Origin of the sequence: Bartonella sp. AU18XJBT (assembly GCF_028618595.1) — a bacterium.
Classification (GTDB): domain Bacteria; phylum Pseudomonadota; class Alphaproteobacteria; order Rhizobiales; family Rhizobiaceae; genus Bartonella.
In genome coordinates, this window is sequence record NZ_JAQITE010000014.1 from 35,160 (window position 1) to 57,029 (window position 21,870).

General features: G+C 38.3%; 13 protein-coding genes and 2 pseudogenes. 9 read left to right on the forward strand and 6 right to left on the reverse strand.

Going from position 1 to position 21,870, the window contains the following annotated elements:
- The 3 genes and pseudogenes from PVV60_RS05445 (at position 1) to PVV60_RS05455 (ending at position 7,015) form a co-directional block, all read left to right on the forward strand.
- Complete coding sequence (locus tag PVV60_RS05445; RefSeq protein ID WP_273723700.1) at positions 1-1,293, forward strand: BID domain-containing T4SS effector; 1,293 nt, start codon at positions 1-3, stop codon at positions 1,291-1,293.
- Positions 1,294-1,598: 305 nt separating this feature from the next.
- A complete protein-coding gene (locus PVV60_RS05450; protein WP_273723701.1) occupies positions 1,599-3,464 on the forward strand; it encodes a BID domain-containing T4SS effector in 1,866 nt (621 codons plus the stop codon).
- A gap of 336 nt (positions 3,465-3,800) precedes the next feature.
- A pseudogene (locus PVV60_RS05455) lies at positions 3,801-7,015 on the forward strand (BID domain-containing T4SS effector).
- A 320-nt stretch (positions 7,016-7,335) separates the two neighbouring features.
- Here PVV60_RS05455 and PVV60_RS05460 read toward each other — a convergent pair.
- Positions 7,336-7,564 (reverse strand): annotated as a pseudogene (locus tag PVV60_RS05460) (integrase); the annotation flags it as partial.
- Positions 7,565-7,887: 323 nt separating this feature from the next.
- On the opposite strand from PVV60_RS05460, the gene murJ reads away from it, so the two are divergent.
- From murJ to PVV60_RS05485, 5 genes are all read left to right on the forward strand, one after another.
- Positions 7,888-9,459, forward strand: coding sequence for a murein biosynthesis integral membrane protein MurJ (gene murJ, locus PVV60_RS05465; RefSeq protein WP_273723714.1), 1,572 nt, complete (start codon positions 7,888-7,890; stop codon positions 9,457-9,459).
- 59 nt (positions 9,460-9,518) lie between these two features.
- Complete coding sequence (trpS, locus tag PVV60_RS05470; protein ID WP_273723702.1) at positions 9,519-10,589, forward strand: tryptophan--tRNA ligase; 1,071 nt, start codon at positions 9,519-9,521, stop codon at positions 10,587-10,589.
- 62 nt (positions 10,590-10,651) lie between these two features.
- Complete coding sequence (locus PVV60_RS05475) at positions 10,652-11,143, forward strand: universal stress protein (RefSeq protein WP_273723703.1); 492 nt, start codon at positions 10,652-10,654, stop codon at positions 11,141-11,143.
- Between the two features lie 58 nt (positions 11,144-11,201).
- The gene (locus tag PVV60_RS05480) at positions 11,202-11,780 is read left to right on the forward strand and encodes a NifU family protein (protein ID WP_273723704.1); all 579 of its coding nucleotides are present in this window, start codon (positions 11,202-11,204) and stop codon (positions 11,778-11,780) included.
- A 280-nt stretch (positions 11,781-12,060) separates the two neighbouring features.
- Positions 12,061-12,420 (forward strand): hypothetical protein, encoded by a 360-nt coding sequence (locus PVV60_RS05485; protein ID WP_273723705.1) that lies wholly within the window; start codon positions 12,061-12,063, stop codon positions 12,418-12,420.
- A gap of 799 nt (positions 12,421-13,219) precedes the next feature.
- Here PVV60_RS05485 and PVV60_RS05490 read toward each other — a convergent pair.
- Positions 13,220-13,555: a zinc ribbon domain-containing protein YjdM gene (locus PVV60_RS05490; RefSeq protein ID WP_273723706.1), complete on the reverse strand. Its 336-nt coding sequence runs from the start codon at positions 13,553-13,555 to the stop codon at positions 13,220-13,222.
- A gap of 1,061 nt (positions 13,556-14,616) precedes the next feature.
- Positions 14,617-16,245, reverse strand: coding sequence for an alpha-D-glucose phosphate-specific phosphoglucomutase (locus PVV60_RS05495; protein WP_273723707.1), 1,629 nt, complete (start codon positions 16,243-16,245; stop codon positions 14,617-14,619).
- Between the two features lie 215 nt (positions 16,246-16,460).
- Here PVV60_RS05495 and PVV60_RS05500 point away from each other — a divergent pair, with 215 nt between their 5' ends.
- Positions 16,461-16,985 (forward strand): peroxiredoxin, encoded by a 525-nt coding sequence (locus PVV60_RS05500; RefSeq protein ID WP_273723708.1) that lies wholly within the window; start codon positions 16,461-16,463, stop codon positions 16,983-16,985.
- 575 nt (positions 16,986-17,560) lie between these two features.
- On the opposite strand, the gene PVV60_RS05505 is transcribed toward PVV60_RS05500, so the two are convergent.
- From PVV60_RS05505 to pyrF, 3 genes are all read right to left on the reverse strand, one after another.
- Positions 17,561-18,091, reverse strand: coding sequence for a replication protein (locus tag PVV60_RS05505; RefSeq protein ID WP_273723709.1), 531 nt, complete (start codon positions 18,089-18,091; stop codon positions 17,561-17,563).
- A 564-nt stretch (positions 18,092-18,655) separates the two neighbouring features.
- Complete coding sequence (hisS, locus tag PVV60_RS05510) at positions 18,656-20,143, reverse strand: histidine--tRNA ligase (protein WP_273723710.1); 1,488 nt, start codon at positions 20,141-20,143, stop codon at positions 18,656-18,658.
- Positions 20,144-20,491: 348 nt separating this feature from the next.
- Positions 20,492-21,337, reverse strand: coding sequence for an orotidine-5'-phosphate decarboxylase (gene pyrF, locus PVV60_RS05515; protein ID WP_273723711.1), 846 nt, complete (start codon positions 21,335-21,337; stop codon positions 20,492-20,494).
- Between the last annotated feature and the right edge of the window lie 533 nt (positions 21,338-21,870).

The window sequence follows — 21,870 nt, forward strand, 5'->3', positions numbered from 1 at the left end:
ATGAAAAAAGACCACCCTCACCCTTTTCCATCTCCTTCAATACAAGAACTTATAGAGCTCTATGAAAAAGCAGCAGCAGAAGTATCAGGCGCAGCCCCTCTCCCTAAAGAAACGTCTTCAAAAAACAAACGCAAAAGACTATCAACGATACCGGAAAAAGATGAGGAAAGACTCTCTCTTTTAAGAGAAGAAACTGTACATACATCAACAAATCCAACAACGCCTCTAACAAGAAGCGGCTCTACTAAAAGGCAGCAACAACCTGAAACGACACACACAACAGTTACTTCACAAGTTTCTCTACAAAGGGCAATAAGAGTTCTCTCAGAGGAAGAAATCATTCTATTGCTTCCACACCATTCATTGGTTCGAACCTATCAAGAAGAAATTCAGCGTTTATCTGCAAATGCCTATGGCAACCCCGACATTTTGCAAGAAAAAATGCAGGAAATTCAAAGAAATCCTGCTGCAGGAGAAGAACTCTCATGGCGCATGACAGCATATCCTGAAAGTATCGCTAAACTTTCCGGCACCAGCCTGTTGGGCATCAAAAATCAAACACGCAGACAAGCAGAAGAAAGTTTCTCCACCCTTTGTGTCACCCTTGATTGTTATACAGAAGCTGTAAAACAGGCAAGAGAAAGTCTCTTACAATCTCCAGAGCAAGAACTCAAAAACTATGAACGTTTAATGGGAAAGGCAGCCGTCACTGAACTTTTGCAAAAACCAGCTCATTCTCAAAGGGAAAAAGAAAGTCTTTCAGAAGCAGAAATTTCCACCCAAATTCACCAACATTCAACAGTCAAAAGACACCATGCCCAAATCCAATATTGGTGCAAAGTTGTTTTTGGTAACACAAACATTTTGCAATCACAAGTGGAAGCGCTTTTCCAAAATCCTGAAACAATAGAACAGCTCGCAGAGCAACTTGTCGGAAATCCTCAATCTTTTCACAAGTACGCTGGTACCAATATATGTGGCTTCAGAAATCAAGCGCGCAGACATGCTGAAGCTGGTCTTTCTCACCTCATTGATGCCGCTGACAACTATGCAACAGCTGTAACACAAGTAAGAGAGAGCCTTTTAAAAACTCAGCAGACAAAACAAGAACGCCATGAATCCTCTGAGAGAGCGCAAAACTTGCAGCAACAACAAAGCATCTCACAGTCTGCTCAACGCCTTGCCCCTTCAACAATAACGCATGAAGAAACAACACCCCTTGAACAACAAAGAGAAATAGATTTTTGTCCTCGCAAAACTGTCGCGCCAAAAGCAATGGCTTTTACCAGCTAAACAGACATAAGTTTTCATGGTGAATCCAATCTCTTGGCGTAACACGAGGACAGAGGTGTTTGCGCCAAGAAAGAGAGAAAATTGAAACAAAATTCATTTTCCCATCCCTTACCACAAACACTGGAGAAAACAGTCTTTAGAGAATGATTATGATCTGAACCAAGAGAGTCAAATCGTGCGAGACCATTCAGCTTCATATCCGCTCTCGTAAAGGCCGAATAAAAAGCATAAAATACCATAAACACCAACATACATTTTTAAATAATATTTAAAAACAATATTGGAAGAGTTTGAAAGGAACATGCATGAAAAAAAGAACCCCCTCCCCTTTTATCAGCGAAATGATGGAAAAATTTCAACAACAGGCAGAACACCCCCCCACCAGAACACCCCCTCCCCAAGTTTCTCAAAAACCGCAAAAACTATCTGTACCAAAACACCCAGAAAATTTGTCACATCACTCAAAGGTTGCTCCACCACCACCCCCACGCATGAAAAACCCAGTACAAACCAGCACAATACTCCCCAGTGCTAAAATCCAAAAGCCTGAAACCCAAGAGACGCCTCCTCTACAGACAAAAGTGGCTCCACAAAGACCACCACGTGCAAAAGATAGAGAACAAAATAAAACAGTCGCTCAAGAAGGAGAACACCTCTATGCAACGCCTACTGCGCAAACGCCTCCACGCATGAGAGAAAAAGCACAAACCAGCACAAAAACCCAAGAGATGCCTCCTCTACAGACAAAAGTAGCTCCGCCCAAACCACCACGTGTAAAAGAGAATCTACAATACAGCACAAAAAACCAAGAAAGCTCTTCTCCGCATACAAAAGCGGCTCCACAAAGACCACCGCGTGCAAAAGATAGAGAACAAAATAAAACAGTCGCTCAAGAGGAAGAACACCTCTATGCAACGCCTACTCCGCAAATGCCTCCACGCATGAGAGACAGAGTGCAAAACGGTGCAAAAATCCAAAATCCGGAAACACACGACCCAAGTGTTAGACCCAAAACACCCTCACATATAAAAGTCAGACAACAAAGCAGTTCATCATCACAAGACAGTGGAACATATGCGATACCTCCTTCACGAAAACCGCACCGTATGGAAAACAGAAAACAAAGCGATACTGTCGTCCAAAAAACTGCCTCTCCACACACAGCAATTGAACAACCAAAACCGTCTCACGGACAAAAGACATCTATTAATACAATGGAAAGAGAGCTATTGCTCGTAGCCTATCAAGAAGAAATACGCTTTTTGTCCGAAAAGGTTTATGGCGACCGACTTATTTTAAATGAAAGAATAGAAGCAATCAAAGAAAACCCCGATATGGGAGATCAGCTCTTATGGGATGTTACAGAACAGCCTAAATCTATTTCTAAGCTTGCTGGTAGAAAAGTTCTTGGCATAAAAAATCATGCGCGCAAACAAGCTGAAGAAACTCTTCCTACCCTATATGCTGCCATTAATGGTTATGTGTATACTTCAAAATATACAAAAAGTGAAAATATTTCACAAGATTCTCACACAGAGCAACAACACCAGCGACAAACACAAGAGAAAGAGTCCATAAATCAACGTTTGCAAAATCCACTCAATTCAGAAAAGAAAATAAAGCCTCTCTCAAATCAGGAAATTGCCCGCAGAGTTCAACAAGATCCATCGGTTCAATATGGTCAAAGAGAAGTCCAATATTGGTGCCAAATTGTTTATAATAATCCATTTATTTTGCAATATAGACTAGAAGATATGCAAAAAATTCCAGAGATAGGAGAAGAGCTGGTATTTCAAATTGAAAAGGATTCTTCATCTTTTGCGCCACTTGCTGGTAGAAAAACCCTTGGCATAAAAAACGGAGCACGCAAAGCTGCTGAAGAAAATCTTCCTACCCTTTGTACTGCCATTAAGGATTATGCTGAAACTGTAAAACAGTTAAGAGAAACTATTGTGCAAAACCATCAGGAAGAGCAACAAAAATATCATCAACCGCTTAACGATCCCGATAAAAAATTACAAAAGCAGCAAAGCTTATCGCAACCGCCAAAGTTACCTGAACGCTCAACAGCAAAGCGGCGTCAAGAGGTTGCAGAAACTCCTAGACAAGAAGACCAGCCACATATTCGACCGCGCAGAGCCGAAACATCAAAAGCAATGGCTTTGTCGTGATCAATCTCCTAATTGTTAGCTTTTCATACAAAACTTTGATGCAATTATCTTGGCAAGATAATTGCATCAAAGACAGTGTGTAAAATACAGCAAACTTTGAATAAGACACCCCATTATTTTACAGAATTCATTGATAAAATTTTACGACAAGACTTCATAAAAATTACAATCTTTAACTTTGTTCTAGGATTAACTTAGCCCCATACGAATAAAGTCAATTTTTTCAATCATTCAAATGGACATTCTTCTTTGAAGAAAACGCTATGAAAATAATAAAAGGCAAAAAATGTAAAAAAGCTTTCAAAAAATAATGTTATCCTTTGAAAGGAAATATACATGAAAGAAAACACTAAACATTGTGCCTCTTCCACACAGGAAGAATTGCAAGAACAACATCTTGCAATTAATGCCGCCATTTCAAAGCAAATCAATAAAGCATCGCAAAATTTCTTTTGTCCCAATAGCAAAGTGCTTAAAAATAAATACCGCATTAAAGATAAAGAAATATTAAAAGAACGATGTTGTGATGATGTAAAAAAAGAAATGATAAAACTGCGCCAAGAGCCACCACCAGAGCAGTTTAATTCCTCCTATCTAAAATATCTTCATCAACGCCTCTTTTCCCGTGCATTTGAATGGGCCGGACAAACCCGCCAAGCACCTTTTACATTTGAAGATGGCACTGTTGCTTCTATGCCCATTTTGAAAAGAAAAGAATTTACAAAACCTTTTGCGATTGGCAGAAAAATACAAGAGGGATTAGAAAAGTTAGATAAAACGCTTTCTGAAAAGAATAATTTACAAGGCTTAACTCGCGAAGAATTTGTTGAACAAGCCGCTGGGATAATGATAGATTTGCACCACTTGCATCCTTTCAGAGAGGGCAATAGGCGCACAAAGAGACTGTTTGTTGAAAAACTAGCTCAAGCAGCAGGACATGAGCTAGACTTTTCTCTTGTCAGCAAAAAACGTAAAGACTTTGTCCGCACTGCTGCCATGGAACATGGCGATCCAGAACCTATGAGGCATCTGCTTGAGGATATCTCAAATCCAGAAAAATTGCTCATTTTACAAGAATTCACCAACTCTATGAGAGAGCTTGGATTGGGTGAAAAAAATTATTATCTCGCTGTCGTCGCAAAAGAAGGAGAAACCTATCATGGTACCTATAGAGGCAGTGGTCCCAATGGCTTCATGCTTGATGCCAATGGGATTTTCATCTTGGGAAATAAAAGAGATCTCACCCCAGAGCAAATACAAACATTAAAAATCGGTGACGCCCTCTCCTTTACAGCACCAAAAGCTCAAAACTCAGAAAAAACCCAGCAAAAAACATTTCTTCCAGAAAAAAAAAGAGCTGTTCTCACAAACGCTGAAATAACTGAAAAGAGAAAAGATACCGCATCCATTCAAACAAAGAAAAAGAAAAAAGCCCATTTTTCACCATGGATTGCCCCTCATGCTTTACATGACAGCATTGAAGTTATGCCCCAAAGTTTGCAAAAACAAGAACAAAAGGCCAAACCAATGGCTCAATCTGCTTCCTCCATGAGGCAAATGCAAAAAGATTTCCCAAAAAACATTTTACAGACCAGCAATACAGCGACAAATGATCCAATATCTGTCCAAATAACAAAGGAAAAACGTTCCGATCATCAAGAAAGAACAAAACAGCCCCCAAAAAAAGCAATGGCATACTGGGACACTGGTACAAAAAAAACGAACACCGTCCCTCTCACCTTGCAAGAGAAATTACCCTCATCGCCTGAAGCCGAAAAAAATAAGACGATGTACCGTAATTTCTTTTACCCTAATAGTATCACCTTAAAAAATAAATATGGAATAAAAGACTATAAAAAATTAAAAGAGCAGTGTGCCCATGATACAACAAAAGAAATCATTCATCTACGCCAAGAAGCCCCACCACAAAAACTAACCTTTACATATCTCCAATATATTCATCACACCCTATTTAAAAATACTTTTGAATGGGCCGGACAAACACGCGAAAAACCTTTTACATTTGAAGATGGTACCGTTGCTTATATGCCAATGATGAAAAAAGCCGGTATTTCTTTTGCTTCAGCACAACAAATACAAGAGGGACTAGAAAATTTAGATAAAATACTTGCTGAAACGAATAGTTTAAAAGGCTTAACCCGCGAAACATTTGTGGAACATGTTACTGAAATGATGATACAACTCAACTATACGCACCCCTTCAGAGAAGGTAATGGGCGTACACAACGAATGTTTTTTGAAAAACTTGGGCAAGTTGCAGGCCACCCACTCGACTTTTCTCTTGTAACAGAAAAACGCATGAATCTTGCCAGCATTGCATCGCTAAAACATAACGATAAGGAAGAGATGAAACATCTGCTTGAGGATATCTCAAATCCAGAAAAAATACTTATTTTAAAAGAATTCATGGACAATATGAAACATATTGGGTTTGAAAATATTCATCATCATCTTATTACAACAGCGAAAGAAGGTCATACCTATAAAGGCTTCTACAGAGGCAGTGGTCCCAATGGCTTCATGCTTGATGCCAACGGGATTTTCATCTTGGGAAATAAAAAAGATCTCACCCCAGAGCAAATACAGACATTAAAAATCGGTGACGCACTCTCCTTTACAGCACCAAAAGTTCAAAATCAGCAAGAAGTGCTTATCCCCGCAGAAACAATAGCCCCCCTTACCAACAATGAAATTGCCACAAAGATAAAAAACAACGCATCCATTCAAGCAAGAAGAAAAGAAATCGAAACTTTGTGCCAAATCATTTATGGCAATCGTCATATTTTGCGAGAAAGAATTGAGATGATCCATGAAAATCATACTGAAGGAGAACAGCTCACCTATCAAATTGCCACCTCTCCGCAATCTATTTCTAAGCTTTCTGGTAGCAATGTATTTGGCATAAAAAACAACGCGCGCGCCCATGCTGAAGAAAATATTTTGCCCCTCTGTAGAGCCATTGACCGCTATATCAATATTTTTAAACAAACAGAAAGAGACATTCTCCATACCCATCATGTAAAACAAAGGCGGTGTGAACAGTCGGTAAAAATTCCTCAAGCTTGGATGACAAATCTCTTTTCCGTGTCAAAAGCACAACAGCAAGAAACGTTATCAAGCTCTCCTGAATTAAGAGGGGAGATAAGAACTTATATCAAAAAAATCAATGAGCGCTTATCCTCAAGCGAGCATGAAGCTATAAAGGAAAATAATCCTGAAAGACTTGCGAAGAGTCTTGGCACATCAACCGTTAAAGCAAAAGAGATTATGGAAATAGTCAAGCAGATAAAAGAGATAGGACAGCATATACACCCCATGTATTTTTATAACCATAAACTCGATGAGCACTTAGCACCAAACCAGCATCAATCTATAAAGAAAAATAATGAAAAAAAATGTTCCAACACTCTTGATCAAGAGGCAATTAAAGTGCAAAAAATGACAGAAAACGTCAATCAGAATCCTAAAAGACAAAAAATATTCAACCTCACAAAACAAAGCACACAAAAGCAATGGCAATGAATATCTAAAGGGTTCATAAACTTTAACTTTTTCCCCATCTGGTAAAAATGATAGCCTTTACCCGCCTGCCTTCATCGGCAAATGAGTTGCACCTCAACTGTGAATAGAAACCATGAGAGAGCAGATTTATCTTATTTTCTCAGATTTTATCCTCATCAACTGTGAATAGAAACCCGAACAGACAAAATGAAAGGATCAATCATTTTTGAAAATGATAATTAATCACTTTCATTACTTGTCGTGTTAAAAACAGACAAAGCGCTGTTGAACGATTATATCTTCCTATTTTCTTGTTTATGTAATCTCCAAAACGGAAAGCAACCTAATTTGGGGAATATCTTAATTTTTGGAGAATATAAAGCCGTAAAGGTAAAAACCAATTACGAGCTTTGCCATCACCTTTTAGCTCAGCCTTACGACTTTTAAAAACATCTCAAAGTACTGTCTTTTAAATAATGGATAAATAATGGAGATTGCACATTGCTTCACGCTTTATTTTATTTGCGTTCTTTAATAGGGTCACGCCCCTTACATAAAACAGAACGGTATTGGGTTGCACTATTCACAACATCACACCATAAAGAGGAATTATCATCATAGATCCCCATATGTCCCTTCAAACTGTTATGATATCGCTTCTATATTTCAGTTTGAAAAAGAAAATTTAATTATTTTATGGCAACAATAAAAATTGTAATGCAACAGTAAACAAGGAGCATAAAAAAGTCTTTAAACAGCATTGTTGACAGAACGATAAACACCGTCGTACAACGCTTACAAAAAGTATCCTTGATTGGGATACAGATTAGATTTTTACGATTTAGAACGGTTTATTTCTCCTGTCATCACTCCTCTTTTACAACAAAACCGATATATCTTTATGACATTGATAAAAAAAATTGCAACAGTTGCTTCCGGAACCCTTATGAGCCGTATTTTTGGCTTCGTACGCGAAATGCTTATGGCAGCAGCCCTAGGGACCGGTCCTGTTTCTGATGCCTTTAACGCTGCTTTTCGTTTTCCCAACACATTTCGTCGTTTTTTTGCTGAAGGTGCCTTTAACGCTGCTTTCATTCCTCTTTTTGCAAAAAAAATCACTGAAGACGGTCAAGAAACGGCATGCAAATTTGCAGAGGAAGTCTTTGGCGTTCTCTTTTCGCTGCTCTTACTGTTAACGATTGCAATGGAACTGAGTATGCCTTTTTTAGTACGAACCATTATTGCCCCAGGTTTTACAGAAGATGCAACAAAGTTTAACGCTACAATTCACTTTACTGCAATCATGTTTCCCTATTTAACCTGTATGTCGCTTGCTGCCATGATGGGAGGCATGCTTAATGCTCTGCGACGCTATTTTATTGCCGCCATTGCCCCACTCTTTTTAAATATTATACTGATTGGTGTGCTTGCCTATGCTTGGATCTATAAACTTGACGCTTGGCATATCGGCTTAAATCTCTCTTGGGGTGTATTGGCTGCAGGGCTTCTTCAACTCACCTTAATTGCCCTTGCTTTGCGTCAAAGTGGCATGAAAATTTTCTTCCGCCGTCCCAACTTAACACCTAATGTTCGCAAGCTATTAACTTTAGCATTCCCAGCGGCCATAACGGGCGGCATCACACAAATTAATTTGCTCATTAATACCAACATTGCTTCTAGTCAATCGGGTGCTGTCTCTTCTTTAATGTACGCTGATCGTCTTTATCAATTGCCTCTAGGCGTAATCGCCATTGCCGTTGCAACCGTTCTTTTACCAGAATTAACACGCGCTTTGCGAAGCAAAAAGCATGAAGAAACCCACCATTTACAAAACCGCTCTATTGAATTAACGCTATTGTTAACACTTCCAGCATCCATCGCTTTTTTGCTGCTCTCCACCCCCATTGTCAGTTTGCTCTTTGAGCGAGGACAATTTACCAGTCAATCAACACACCATGTTGCACAATTATTGGAACTTTATGGACTAGGACTTCCAGCTTTTGTTCTCATTAAGATCTTTATTCCTAATTTTTTTGCCCATGAAGATACCAAAACACCGATGATTTTTACAGGTATTTGCGTTTTCATCAATATCAGTCTCGCCTTAACATTATTTCCTTCTTTTTCTGCACGAGGCATTGTTATTGCTGAAATTACCTCTGGATGGGTCAACACCCTGTTGCTTTGGGGTGTCCTTATTAAACGCGGTTATTGGAAATACGACTTCCAACTGATAAAGCGAATATTATGTCTCATAATGGCAACCCTTTTGAGTGCACTAGCCCTCTATTATGGATTGAATGTATTTGGGTTTTTGTCTTTTCCTTTATCCTCACAAGCATCCTTTTTCTTGCGCGCCAGCACCTTAGCTGGGATCATGCTTGGCGTATACTTGATCTATTTTAGTGCCTATTTTTTATTCAACACTCGTTCTTTTTTTCACACGCTTAAAAATTTGAAAAAACGCCCATAGTATCATACTTTGTCAAAAACAATAAAACGAATAACCTTAATTGAAGAAAGAGCACTCCTATGGATACCTTCACACCACTTGTCTTTTCCGGCGTACAACCGAGTGGTCATTTACATCTTGGCAATTATCTTGGAGCCATTCAGCGTTGGGTTGAACTGCAAAACTCTCATCACTGCCTCTATTGTGTTGTGGATATGCATGCGCTCACAGTCAACCCAGATCCCCTTACTTTGCGCGAATCCATCAGAACAGTAACAGCAGCCTTTTTAGCCTGCGGTATTGATCCTCAAAAACACATTATTTTTAACCAATCACGTGTTTTTCAACATGCTGAACTCGCCTGGATTTTTAATTGTGTTGCCCGTATCGGCTGGCTTCAACGCATGACACAATTTAAAGATAAAGCAGGTAAAGATCGCGAAAAAGCATCTCTCGGGCTTTTTGCCTATCCCACTTTGATGGCTGCTGATATTTTAGTCTATCGTGCAACGCATGTTCCAGTAGGCGAAGATCAAAAACAGCATGTTGAACTCACACGCGATATTGCACAAAAATTTAACAACGACTATGCACAGCGTATTGCCGAATTAAATTTTGGTATCTCTATGCAAACGGATGAAGAAAAAAGACAAGGCTTTTTTCCCCTCCCAGAGGCGCTTATTGGAACAACAGCCACACGCGTTATGTCTTTGCGCGATGGGACGAAAAAAATGTCAAAATCAGATCCTTCAGATTTTTCACGCATTAATTTGACCGATGATGCTGATCTTATCGCCAAAAAAATACGCAAAGCCAAAACGGATTCGGCTCCTCTTCCCGATACCCTTACCGCTTTAAAAGAACGACCAGAAGTGGATAACCTGCTTGGTATTTATGCCGCCTTTGCTAACGTTAGCAAAGAAAAGATTCTCTTAGAATTTTCTGGTCAACAATTTTCGCATTTTAAAACAGCTCTAGCCGACCTTGCTGTCCATAAGCTTGCCCCTATAACAGAAGAATTACGTCGACTGCATCAAGAAAGCGATTATATCGACTCTGTTTTGCATGATGGCGCTAAACGTGCTAGTATGCTCGCAGAAGAAAATATGAAAAAAATTCGTGAAATTATTGGATTTTTGCACGATACATAAAAAATAATAAAACTAAAAACTGTAGAGAGCAAAAAGTCGTTTGTACAAAATAGAGAAAGTGCATGATTTCCAAACCCAAAAATCCGAAAAAAGAACCCAAGAAAAAGAACTTAGTCATTATTGATGAAACACCAGAGTGTCGGCGTGCCGTTGCGTTTGCCGCACAGCATGCCCAAAATACCAATAGAACATTGGTATTACTTTGTGTCGTTGATAGTGTGGAGTTTCAACACTTTCTGGGTGTAAACAACGTTATGCGCACAGAATCAACGCAAAGTGCTCATAAAATATTAGGAGGCATTGCCAGTGAAGTCCGCACCACCCATGCGCTTGAAACAGAAATAGTGGTGCGTGAAGGAAAAAAAATTGATGAGATTTCCAAGCTGATCGACGAAGATAAAAGGATTGCACTCATTGTTTTAGCCGCCAGTGGACATACAGAAGGACCAGGCCCCCTTGTTCAATTAATCGGGAATAAAGGGACAGCTTTTTCAATTCCTGTCATTGTTATTCCTAGCAATCTTGCCGATGAAGATATTAGATCTATTGCCTAAAAAATATAATATTCTACAATGTAAGATCTTCCCAATCCTTCATTAAAAAGGAGAGTTTATGTTTATTCAAACTGAAACCACCCCAAACCCTGCAACACTTAAATTTCTGCCAGGACGCGTGGTTCTTTCTGAGGGTGTATTAGAATTTCGTGACCCTGAAGAAGCAGCTAAAAACTCACCTTTGGCAGCTAAACTGTTTAATATTCCTAATATCAATGGTGTCTTTTTAGGCTATGATTTTATCACCGTAAGCAAAAAAGAAGGGGAATGGCAACATCTCAAGCCTGTCATTTTAGGCACAATCATGGAACATTTTCTATCCAATGAGCCAGTGATCACCACCAACGCTACAACACAAGCACAAACCCATGCCCTTAACGAAGAATTTTATGACGAAAAAGATGCCGATATTGTCTTAACCATTAAAGAGCTGCTCGAAACGCGTATCCGCCCAGCCGTTGCCAATGATGGTGGAGACATTACTTTTCGCGGATTTGAAAATGGTATTGTTTATCTCAATATGCGGGGCTCCTGCGCTGGATGTCCCTCTTCAACGGCAACCCTCAAACATGGTATTGAAAATCTTCTACGCCATTTTATCCCTGAAGTTTTAGGCGTTGAAGCCATGCCACAATAAATATTAGTCTCAATAGGTAAGATAACCCACCGATTGCCCCTCTTCAACAGCACTCAAACATGGAATGCAAAAATCTTACATCATTTTATTCCTGAAATTTTAGAAGTAAACTATGCAGCCATAAAAATACAGTACTGTTAAAACAATCTGTCCAATAATGATACCTTCATTCACCTTTCACCTCCACGTATGCCTTAAAAAGATTTCAAAACCCCCTTTAAAAAGCATAAGTTGTTTCAACAAAACAATAATGACATCCACAGAATTACAAGGCATGGGCATGCACTTTAAATTTATTTTCATGCAAGAAAACACGACCGGTTACAAAAAAAGAAAACCCAAAAAAGAAAACCCAAAAAAGAAAACCCAAAAAAGAAAACCCAAAAAAGAAAACCCCAAAAAAACATTGCAAAATAGAGTACCCATTTTCTCCATATTTTTCAGCTTCCCCAACGATAAAATCACGCAAAATACTTTTTGTAGCAAGTCGGCACCATCAATTATATTTGCCAGTCCCCAATGTTACGACAGCCCTTGGCACTTAAGACGGTTCATAAGAGCCATTTTTAATCCTTTCTTGTACAGTTTTTACCCACACGCCAGCCCCGCTTGTGGTGTGCAAGAAAGTGATTTTAATTGATTCAACATGGGAGAGATTTGAAATGAGTAAATCCCACGTTATTCGGAGTTCTAATTCAATATGAATACGCAACTTTATCATTATAAATCAATATGTTATATCATATAATCGACAAAGATTACATTTTGCAACTTGAATGAGAATTCTGACATTCTTCTTATTTCAATTCTGTTTTTATTGCATCAATAAAAACCATCCGCTTACACAGCACAAAATGGATAATAAAAAAAATATTTCTAATAGCTCTCATGCACACTTTTATAAGAGGCTGTTCTAATAGCTGGAAAATGCATGGCAATACGACCTTATCAAGATCATACCGTCCTTTTTCCATTCTTAAAATCAAGAATTCCGCCTCTATCATTTTCAATCTCATTTCCATAAACATGATGCAAACGGTGTAACTCTCCATAAAAAATAAATACATTGAAGCCAAATCTATTATAGTTATTTGAGAACTTATCTGATAAAAAAATGAGAATATTTCTTCAATTCAAACAAGAATAAGTTTATCTACTTTACCGCGTGGTTCTTCTCATAAAGCGCATACTTTTACTATTGCATGCAAGTCAACATCCAACGCCATCCATAACCGCATATTAAAAGAAAAGATCGAGTCTCTATTTCTCCGCAATACACGGCTTTGCAATACAATAAAAGAAAACATATTGCCTCTATCTGATTGGTGTAATCTATAAAACAAGAAAAGAAGCCATTGGAGAAAAATATGCCCAATTAGAGAAGAATGTAAAAACAGAAAACCAATAAAATCCAAAAACAATTGCAAGAGGATAAAGGCTTAAACTTTTTTCACAAACTCTGACTTTAAGCTCATCTGACCAATCCCTGGAATTTTGCAATCAATATTATGATCCCCATCCACCAAGCGAATATTCTTTACCTTAGTACCACCTTTTAAAACAGATGAAGCGCCTTTTACCTTCAGATCTTTTATCACCATAACGGTATCTCCGTTTGTTAAAATCTGACCATTGGCATCATAAACAGTATCGGAAAGAACCGTATCATCGTTTTTTTGTGGCCATTCATGTGCGCACTCAGGACACACAAATTTTTCACCATCTTCATAAGTATAAAGACAATCACAACGAAGACATTTGGGATATTGGGTCATAAATTCCCCTTTTAAAAGAACAATCATTCATTATGACTGGTCATAAAGCAAGAAGTGCTTATTGTCCATATTTTAGAAAAACATTTCTCTTTGTTTCAACCCTCATCTGCCAACTGTGTTCATGAATGCTATCATCACATACCATACATGAGTTTATAAAAATGATTGATCATTATATAACTTAAATGAGCCCCCCGCATATCATAAAATTTACTCACTTCATTCTCTCATAAATGAATCAAAATCATTGTCTTACAAATCACCAATGCAATTAACGAATGGATAAAAAACAATTAGAAAAGGAACATCTCTGAATAAAACGCTCTCAAAGAGCTAAAAACTGAGAAACAAGCAAACGATGCCCTCAACTTAACCTTTTATTTAAGTAAAGATAACAGTCATAATGTTAGAGAACAGACTGCTTTATAATCATAGTTAATGATTTTGTATATTGAATGAGAGCCAATAAATAAGATGAGATTCTCTCAACCCCTTTTACATTGAATAAACCAAAAGCCTTTTACTTGCATGTTACAAATAGGAAGAGCCGTGTAAAACGATTATTCAAAAGACTAAATACTCTCAAATATAAGAGCCAACATTGAAAGCAGGCAAAGTGAATGATGATGCCGGCTCACTCTCTCATAAGCGTAAAAATGGTGCTGCTCAATGGATGTCCGCTTATCCCTTTCAAAAGCAACACGCATAAGATGCGTTTTTTAGTGTTTTGAGAGAGAAGCTTTCTTTAAGACAACCATATGAAAGGTGCAACAATGATCGTATTTTTTTTGCATGAGGAATATCCCCCTATTAAACAAACATTGCTATCAAACCATTAGAAATCATTGGACATAAATTCCCGATTATGCCTGATTATAATTACCTAGAGCATTCGGTTTTAAAAAAAACGCAGTTTTAGGAATCCAATTGACATGTAAAAGAGAACAAAACAAAGCGAGCTTGAAAATGGAGCCTCTCTCTTATAGCAAAGAAATCACGCCCCTAAAATCATACCCCATGTGATCAATCATCATAGCTTTACAAAAAACATTCCAATGATCTTAGGTGATAATATCAGGGCGATCTCGTCCCAATGCTTGTTGTATGTTTAATAGTTTTAGTGCCACCTGTTGCAAAGGTTGGAGAACTTCTTGCGGATTAAAATTGTGTTTGCGCGGATCACTTTCATACTGTTCAAAATAAAGTCGTAAAGTAGCACCACACGTCCCTGTTCCCGATAAACGAACCACCAACCGTGCACCATTTTCAAAAAAAATACGGATACCTTGTCGTGTACTAACGCTCTGATCAACAGGATCATGATACGTAAAATCATCTGCTTTTTTGACGGAAAAGCCAGCAATTTCAGTTCCTGCATGTGGTAAGTGCGTACGCAAATGTTCTATAAGTTCCAAAGCTTTATCTGCTTCGACTTCTTCATAATCATGCCGTAACGTGTAAAAACGCCCATAGCTGTGCCAATGCTGTTGAACAATTTGTGCAACCGTTTTCCCTGTTACCGCTAAAAGATTTAACCAAAATAAGACAGCCCATAAACCATCTTTTTCGCGGATGTGATGAGAGCCGGTTCCAAAGCTTTCTTCACCACAAAATGTTATTTTCCCAGCATCTAAAAGAGTTCCAAAAAACTTCCATCCCGTTGGCGTTTCAAAAAAGTTTAATCCGTGTTTTTCCGCAACCAGATCAGCAGCACGCCCCGTCGGCATAGAACGCGCTATCCCCACAACACCTTTTCGATATCCTTTAATGAGGTGTGCATGTTCAGCCATAATAGCCAAAGAATCCGAAGGCGAGACAAATTGCCCACGCCCAATAATGAGGTTACGATCTCCATCACCATCAGAGGCTGCACCAAGATCTGGTCCTTGCTCTGACATCAATAAATCATAAAGTGCCTTGGCATAAACCAAATTTGGATCTGGATGACCACCTCCAAAATCTGGCAAGGGAATACCATTAACCAGCGTCCCTTCAGAAAATCCTAAGCATTTTTCAAAAATTTCATGAGCATACGGCCCTGTTACCGCATGCATAGCATCAAACCGTAAAGTAAGACCTCGAGCAACGGCATTGGCAATACAGTCAAAATCAAAAAGCTCCTGCATCAAAGCAACATAATCAGCGACAGGATCAATAATATCAATCCGCATAGCTCCCATAAAGATCGTACCTTGCCTATCTAAATCAATATCTGGTGCTTCAAGAATTTTATAAAAGGAAAGACGTTGCGATGTTGCAAAAATAGCATCACATAAAGAATTAGGAGCGGGTCCACCATTGGAAACATTGTATTTAATACCACAGTCTCCCTCTAGACCACCAGGATTATGGCTTGCAGAAAGAATAAGTCCACCATGGGCATGAGTTTTACGAATAAGATGCGAAACAGCAGGTGTAGAAAGAATACCCCCCCTTCCCATTTTAACACAAGAAACACCATGCGCCGCCGCCATCTTCAACACAATCTGAAGAAGAGTGCGATTAAAAGTGCGACCATCCCCCCCAAGAATTAACATTTTCCCTTCAAGAGGTCCAATATTCTCAAAAAGAGACTGTATAAAATTTTCCACATAATGGGGTTGTTGAAAAACAGACACTTTTTTGCGCAAACCAGATGTTCCCGGTTTTTGCCCCTCAAAAGTCGTGGTCAAAACTGTCTTTATGGTCATGGTAATACCTTCATATTCTTTCATTTAATTTTAAGATGAAGAGTATTCAAAGTCGACCGTTAATTCTACTTGACGCAAGTGTGAAATATTTGCACACTTGTTAAAAGTAATATTTTTTTAAGAAGCCCTTTTATTTAAAATGATCTTTCCCATATGTTTTAAATACAAAGGTTGTTTTAAAACAAAATTTTCGTTAAAAATACAGGAGCATCCTTATGGTAAAAAAAACAGTTCCCAATGTCACATTTCATACACGTGTACGCGATGAATCAATGGATGGAAACAATCCTTATCGGTGGCAAGAAGTTAACAGCGATGCTTACTTTAAAGGAAAGCGTGTTATTCTTTTTTCTCTTCCTGGCGCTTTTACGCCTACTTGCTCAAACTTTCAGCTGCCTGACTTTGAAAAACTCTATGATGAATTTAAACAAGCGGGTATTGATGAAATTTATTGCCTTTCCGTCAATGATGCTTTTGTCATGAATGCTTGGGGAAAAGAACAAAATATCAAAAACGTGAAATTAATTCCCGATGGCTCTGGTGAATTCACACGCAAAATGGGTATGCTGGTTGCAAAAGACAATGTTGGTTTCGGCATGCGATCATGGCGCTATGCTGCCGTTATTAATGATGGTGTGGTTGAGAAATGGTTTGAAGAAGCAGGTTTTTCAGATAATTGTGCAACAGATCCTTATGAAGTTTCTTCACCACAAAATGTTTTAAAAGCCTTGAAAAGCTAATTTCAAGACTAATTATACATTTGTCAAATGTAAACTTTCTAACATAAATTCCTTCGCAAGAAGGAATTTATGCTTTTTGTATTTTTTAAAAACATCTATTCGTGACAACATCTTGATTGATAATGATCCTTTAAGCGTACCTCAACTTGAGTAAGATACTGAAATATCGCGATATTTTCCATTTCAAATCTGTTTCCTGTTGCATCAATCAAAATCACTTTTTTGCACATCTTAAGCGCAGGTCCCCATGGGGTAAAACACTAAAAAAACGAAATATGCCTTGTCTAAACGCTCTTAAGTTCCAAGGGAATTGATCATCCAAGGTTCACAAAACATCAAGAAGAAAAATACAGATCAACGATCTGTTTGAAGAAGCGCACGCGTCAAATTTATCTCATGAAAAGATAATAAAATATGGCATAAAAACTGCCCTGCATAAATACGCACCACTAACTGTTGATGAAAAGGGTTGAATCAAAACAGATCCCGCAAATATTCCAATTCACACAACATCAACCTTGCTATTCTCATAGCCATTTATTCTACGCTTTTATTTTTCTCTAAGAGAGAAACGGTTAAAGAAGGCGTTTATTGGGGTGTTCTTCTGTAAAGTATGCTTTTGTTTCTTCTTCATCGAACTCAAAAGTTTCATCACATTCAGGAAGACCAAAAATATCAGGATTAATGAAATAGCAACCTTCTCTTGTTCCCTTCGCTACAATTTTATTTGTTTCTAATTCCTTGATACCTTCTTTAAAACTTTCAAAATTAAGATATTCTGGTTCTTCACTTGAAAGATCACAAATCAAAAAATCCTCCAGAATATCACGATCCAACGTTATCTGATCAAACCATAAATCCACATCATCCCCCTCATCGAGCATTTTCCCTACTTGCCACAACATCACAAAAAAAGCTTTCAACCCACTAAATGATAACCCAAAAATCATACGCCGACACGACGAGGCGCCTGAAAATGTAATTTGCGGAAGATCTTCACACTCGAAGTTTGAGAGAGGAAGTTTAAATGATTTTCCAATATCTTCAGGTTTTTTCAAAATAAAGGGATTTCGTTCATAGAGCACGGTAAAATCATATTGGGACATTTTCATTTCTCCATTAAAGAATTGATTTTATTGAAATAATGCACATTATCAGTCAGTTACCATTATGGCAGCTTACAATTCATCCAAACATGCTCCTGTAAAAAATTGTTCGATTTAAGTCATTCCATTGTTTTTTGAAGTTTAAAAAGTCTTTTAGGATAAAACGCTCTCGTTCTCCCTTATTTTGCAATAATGCTAGATTTTGTAATGTCCAAGAAGAGAACATCAAAGAATTTGATGCTAATAGATGAGAATTCAAAGATGAAGCCAATATGAACTGTCAATATTTTTATAAACTTTTGGGAAAGTATTCCCTACCCCCCCTTGAGTTCCTCAATTTTTTTGTTCACCAAGATGTTATCATCGCATCCTCAGAAGGACACGTTTTTAGTAAATGGAGCTTATTTACCTCTTAAAAAAATTCTCTTTATGCCATACCAGCTCAAAAAACTCGATTTTAAACGCATACGTAAGTCCGCCTAAACGAGAAAAGTACAGACTTTAAAAATTGAATCTCAAATTTCCCGAATACTTCAAGCAATCGCTTCTATAAAACTTTTATCATTATCGTTTTTGGGCTGCTAAAATATCTTGTACTGTTTGAACCAATTGCTCTTCATCGACCGTCACTTGTGCTGGTCGACTTTCACGCCATGTTTGATTATCTTTGATCTCATGAGATAAACGCGCCCCTTCAATCAAATCTTTAATCTGTATTTTTCCACTCTCACGTTCTTGTGAACCTTGGATCACCACACAAGGCGCTTGACGTCGATCTGCATATTTCATCTGCGCTTTTATCCCCGATGCCCCCAAATAGAGCTCAGCACGAATTCCCGCATCACGCAACTGCATCACCATTTTTTGATAGCGCGCAACTGCCTCTGGTTCTTTATCCATCATCAACACCACAACGGGTCCTGTTGTCTCCTTCATAGGCAACTTTCCAAGATTTTGCAAAGCAGCAATCAAACGTGAAACCCCGATTGAAAAACCTGTTGCCGGAATATTTTCACCACGAAAGCGTGCCACCAATCCGTCATAGCGCCCCCCACCACCAACAGAACCAAAAACAACTTTTTGCCCATCATCATTGAGAACATCAAAAAGCAATGCCGCCTCAAAAACAGGTCCCGTATAATACTCTAATCCACGAACCACCGAAGGGTCAATTTTAATGCGATTGTGATAACCATTAGCGACAAAAATTGCTTGCATTTCTTCAAGATCGCGAACGCCTTCAAGCCCCTGAGCACTCTGACCAACGACTTGTCTGAGAGCCTCAAGCGTTTCTTCTGCCGTTTTCGCGTTTACAGTCAGTAAGGAAAGAATACACTCAATCTCTTTATCCTTAAGCTCTGCCCCTTTTGTAAAGTCACCACTTTCATCCAAACGCCCCTTGCTCAAGAGCAAACGCACGCCTTCAGGACCCAATTTATCCAGTTTATCCATTGCCCGAAGAACAGTTAAGCGTCTTTCAATCTGCTCCCTTTCCCCCAAACCAATCAACTCTAAAACACTTTCCAGAATTTTTCGGTTATTCAAGCGAATGGCATAATCATGCTGGTGAATGCCTAATTTTTCCAAACTATCCGCTGCCATCATACAAATTTCGGCATCAGCTGCAACGGTTGGTGTTCCAACAATATCCGCATCAAACTGCATAAATTGCCGAAACCGCCCTGGACCTGGTTTTTCATTGCGAAAAACAAACCCAAGACGATAACTGCGATAAGGCTTTGGTAACGTTTCAAAATTCTCAGCAAAATAACGAGCAAGAGGCGCCGTTAGATCATAGCGCAAAGACATCCATTGCTCATCATCATCTTGTAGCGAAAAAACGCCCGCATTGGGACGATCTTCATCCGGTAAAAACTTGCCCAACACATCCGTATATTCAAAAATCGGTGTTTCCAATGCTTCGAAGCCGTAAAGTTCATAAACTTCACGAATTTGCGCAATCATAGTTTCAGCGGCATACAACTGTGCACTTGTACGATCAACAAAACCACGGGGTAAACGGGCTTTGGTTTTTTCTTGTTTTGATGACATGTTTTTCTCTAACAACAATATGTATTCACAGATAATGTTTGTCTATCTTATAGAAACAAACGCTGCAATAACTTTATCAACTGGAAACTGGTAACAATATGCATAAGCTTTTGCTTTTAAAAGATGTAAACCTTTACCCTTAAGGCAATCTTCTGAAAATATTTGCACTTTCAATAAGAGCATAGCCTCTTGCTCAACATGAAATGCCCGTTAACATTCAATGAAAAGACATCCGTGCTTTTTGAAAGAAATCACAAAGCAACTGCTGATTCTGGATAAACTGGAAGCACTCTCCTAAAAAGCCTTCTTTCTCAGAACTTTTCAGATTTATTACAGATGCAAAAATCCTCAAGATATTAGTGTGCTTTGCGCTTGTTCTGCAAAATGATTGATAACATTTTTTAAATCAACACTATTTCGTCCAGCATCTGTAATAGAGCGTGATACAGAGGGAATAACATTCTGCCAAAATCTTTGTGGAAACTGCTGAGTCAATTGTGTTATTGTTCCCCCTTGAGCCCCAATGCCAGGAACGAGAAACAGACTATTTTTTAACTGCTCGATTGTATCTTTTGATTCAGATCCTAATGTTGCTCCAATCACTGCCCCAATAGGACCAATATGATGATATTGACTTGAAGATTGGCTATTATATTCAAAAATACGCTGCGCCAAATGAGCAGAAACCGTTTGATCACCAATAAGCGCATTTCGTATTTGTTTCCCCTCTGGATTAGAAGACTGAACAACCACAAAAACCCCTGCTCCTGTTTCTTCTGCAACTTTTATCAGAGGAATAAGAGCATCAAATCCTAAAAAGGGATTGACAGTTATGGCATCAGCTTTGAACGCACTACTTTGACCCAGCCAAGCTTTACCATAAGCCTCAGCAGTAGAGCCAATATCCCCTCTTTTCGTATCAACGAGAACCAACAAACCTTGTGCCTGCGCATTTTCAATAAGTTCTTTGAGAATTTGAAGCCCTTCCACTCCATATAGCTCAAAAAATGCTGCTTGAGGCTTTATCATCCCCACTTTACCCACAACCGCTGTTAAGAGGATATCGCAAAAATCTTTTAGACCTTTATAATCACAGCTTAAATTCCATGATTGCAAAACTTTATGGCTCGGATCAAAACCAATACAAAGTGGTCCATAGATTTCACGATTTTTAAAAAAAGTTGAACAAAACATTTTATATCCTAACAAGGTCTCTCTTTAAACTTTTTGATACAATCAAAAAGAAAAGCATTTGTCAAAAGAATACAATAGCGAAAACATAGAGAAAGGGCTCTCTATGCAAAGTGTACTTTTATTTATGAAACATAAACATATTCCCATTCGTAACACTTATCACATGTTTATCGACCAAGACGTTATCATGAGACAAAAATTCAAATTTATGAAAGAATATAAACAAAAAAGCATCCATATTATAATGACCTCATAAAGCCATATATGTGTGCCTTGTCGTTTCCACGCCCCTTTTTTATGATCAACAAAAACTCTCTATGAACGCGCTTTAAACAAGAGTTTTAAAAGAAAATGCCTTGCCATGATGATCTCGATCTTAACTTTAGATTTTTCCTATCCCTTTTTAGCGGCTCTTTATCCCTTTTGGAACATAATTGGCAAAAAGACATTGTATCTCCAGCATATTCAAGGAGATAAAACATGGAAACTCGCATTCCGGAAGACACACCATTCAATACGAATTTTCTAGGAGA

Bases quoted from the DNA above. Each gene is read 5' to 3' on its own strand.
- PVV60_RS05445 (WP_273723700.1), top strand. From the start codon at position 1: ATGAAAAAAGACCACCCTCACCCTTTTCCATCTCCTTCAATACAAGAA.
- PVV60_RS05450 (WP_273723701.1), top strand. From the start codon at position 1,599: ATGAAAAAAAGAACCCCCTCCCCTTTTATCAGCGAAATGATGGAAAAA.
- murJ (WP_273723714.1), top strand. From the start codon at position 7,888: ATGACATTGATAAAAAAAATTGCAACAGTTGCTTCCGGAACCCTTATG.
- trpS (WP_273723702.1), top strand. From the start codon at position 9,519: ATGGATACCTTCACACCACTTGTCTTTTCCGGCGTACAACCGAGTGGT.
- PVV60_RS05475 (WP_273723703.1), top strand. From the start codon at position 10,652: ATGATTTCCAAACCCAAAAATCCGAAAAAAGAACCCAAGAAAAAGAAC.
- PVV60_RS05480 (WP_273723704.1), top strand. From the start codon at position 11,202: ATGTTTATTCAAACTGAAACCACCCCAAACCCTGCAACACTTAAATTT.
- PVV60_RS05485 (WP_273723705.1), top strand. From the start codon at position 12,061: ATGCACTTTAAATTTATTTTCATGCAAGAAAACACGACCGGTTACAAA.
- PVV60_RS05490 (WP_273723706.1), bottom strand. From the start codon at position 13,555: ATGACCCAATATCCCAAATGTCTTCGTTGTGATTGTCTTTATACTTAT.
- PVV60_RS05495 (WP_273723707.1), bottom strand. From the start codon at position 16,245: ATGACCATAAAGACAGTTTTGACCACGACTTTTGAGGGGCAAAAACCG.
- PVV60_RS05500 (WP_273723708.1), top strand. From the start codon at position 16,461: ATGGTAAAAAAAACAGTTCCCAATGTCACATTTCATACACGTGTACGC.
- PVV60_RS05505 (WP_273723709.1), bottom strand. From the start codon at position 18,091: ATGTCCCAATATGATTTTACCGTGCTCTATGAACGAAATCCCTTTATT.
- hisS (WP_273723710.1), bottom strand. From the start codon at position 20,143: ATGTCATCAAAACAAGAAAAAACCAAAGCCCGTTTACCCCGTGGTTTT.
- pyrF (WP_273723711.1), bottom strand. From the start codon at position 21,337: ATGTTTTGTTCAACTTTTTTTAAAAATCGTGAAATCTATGGACCACTT.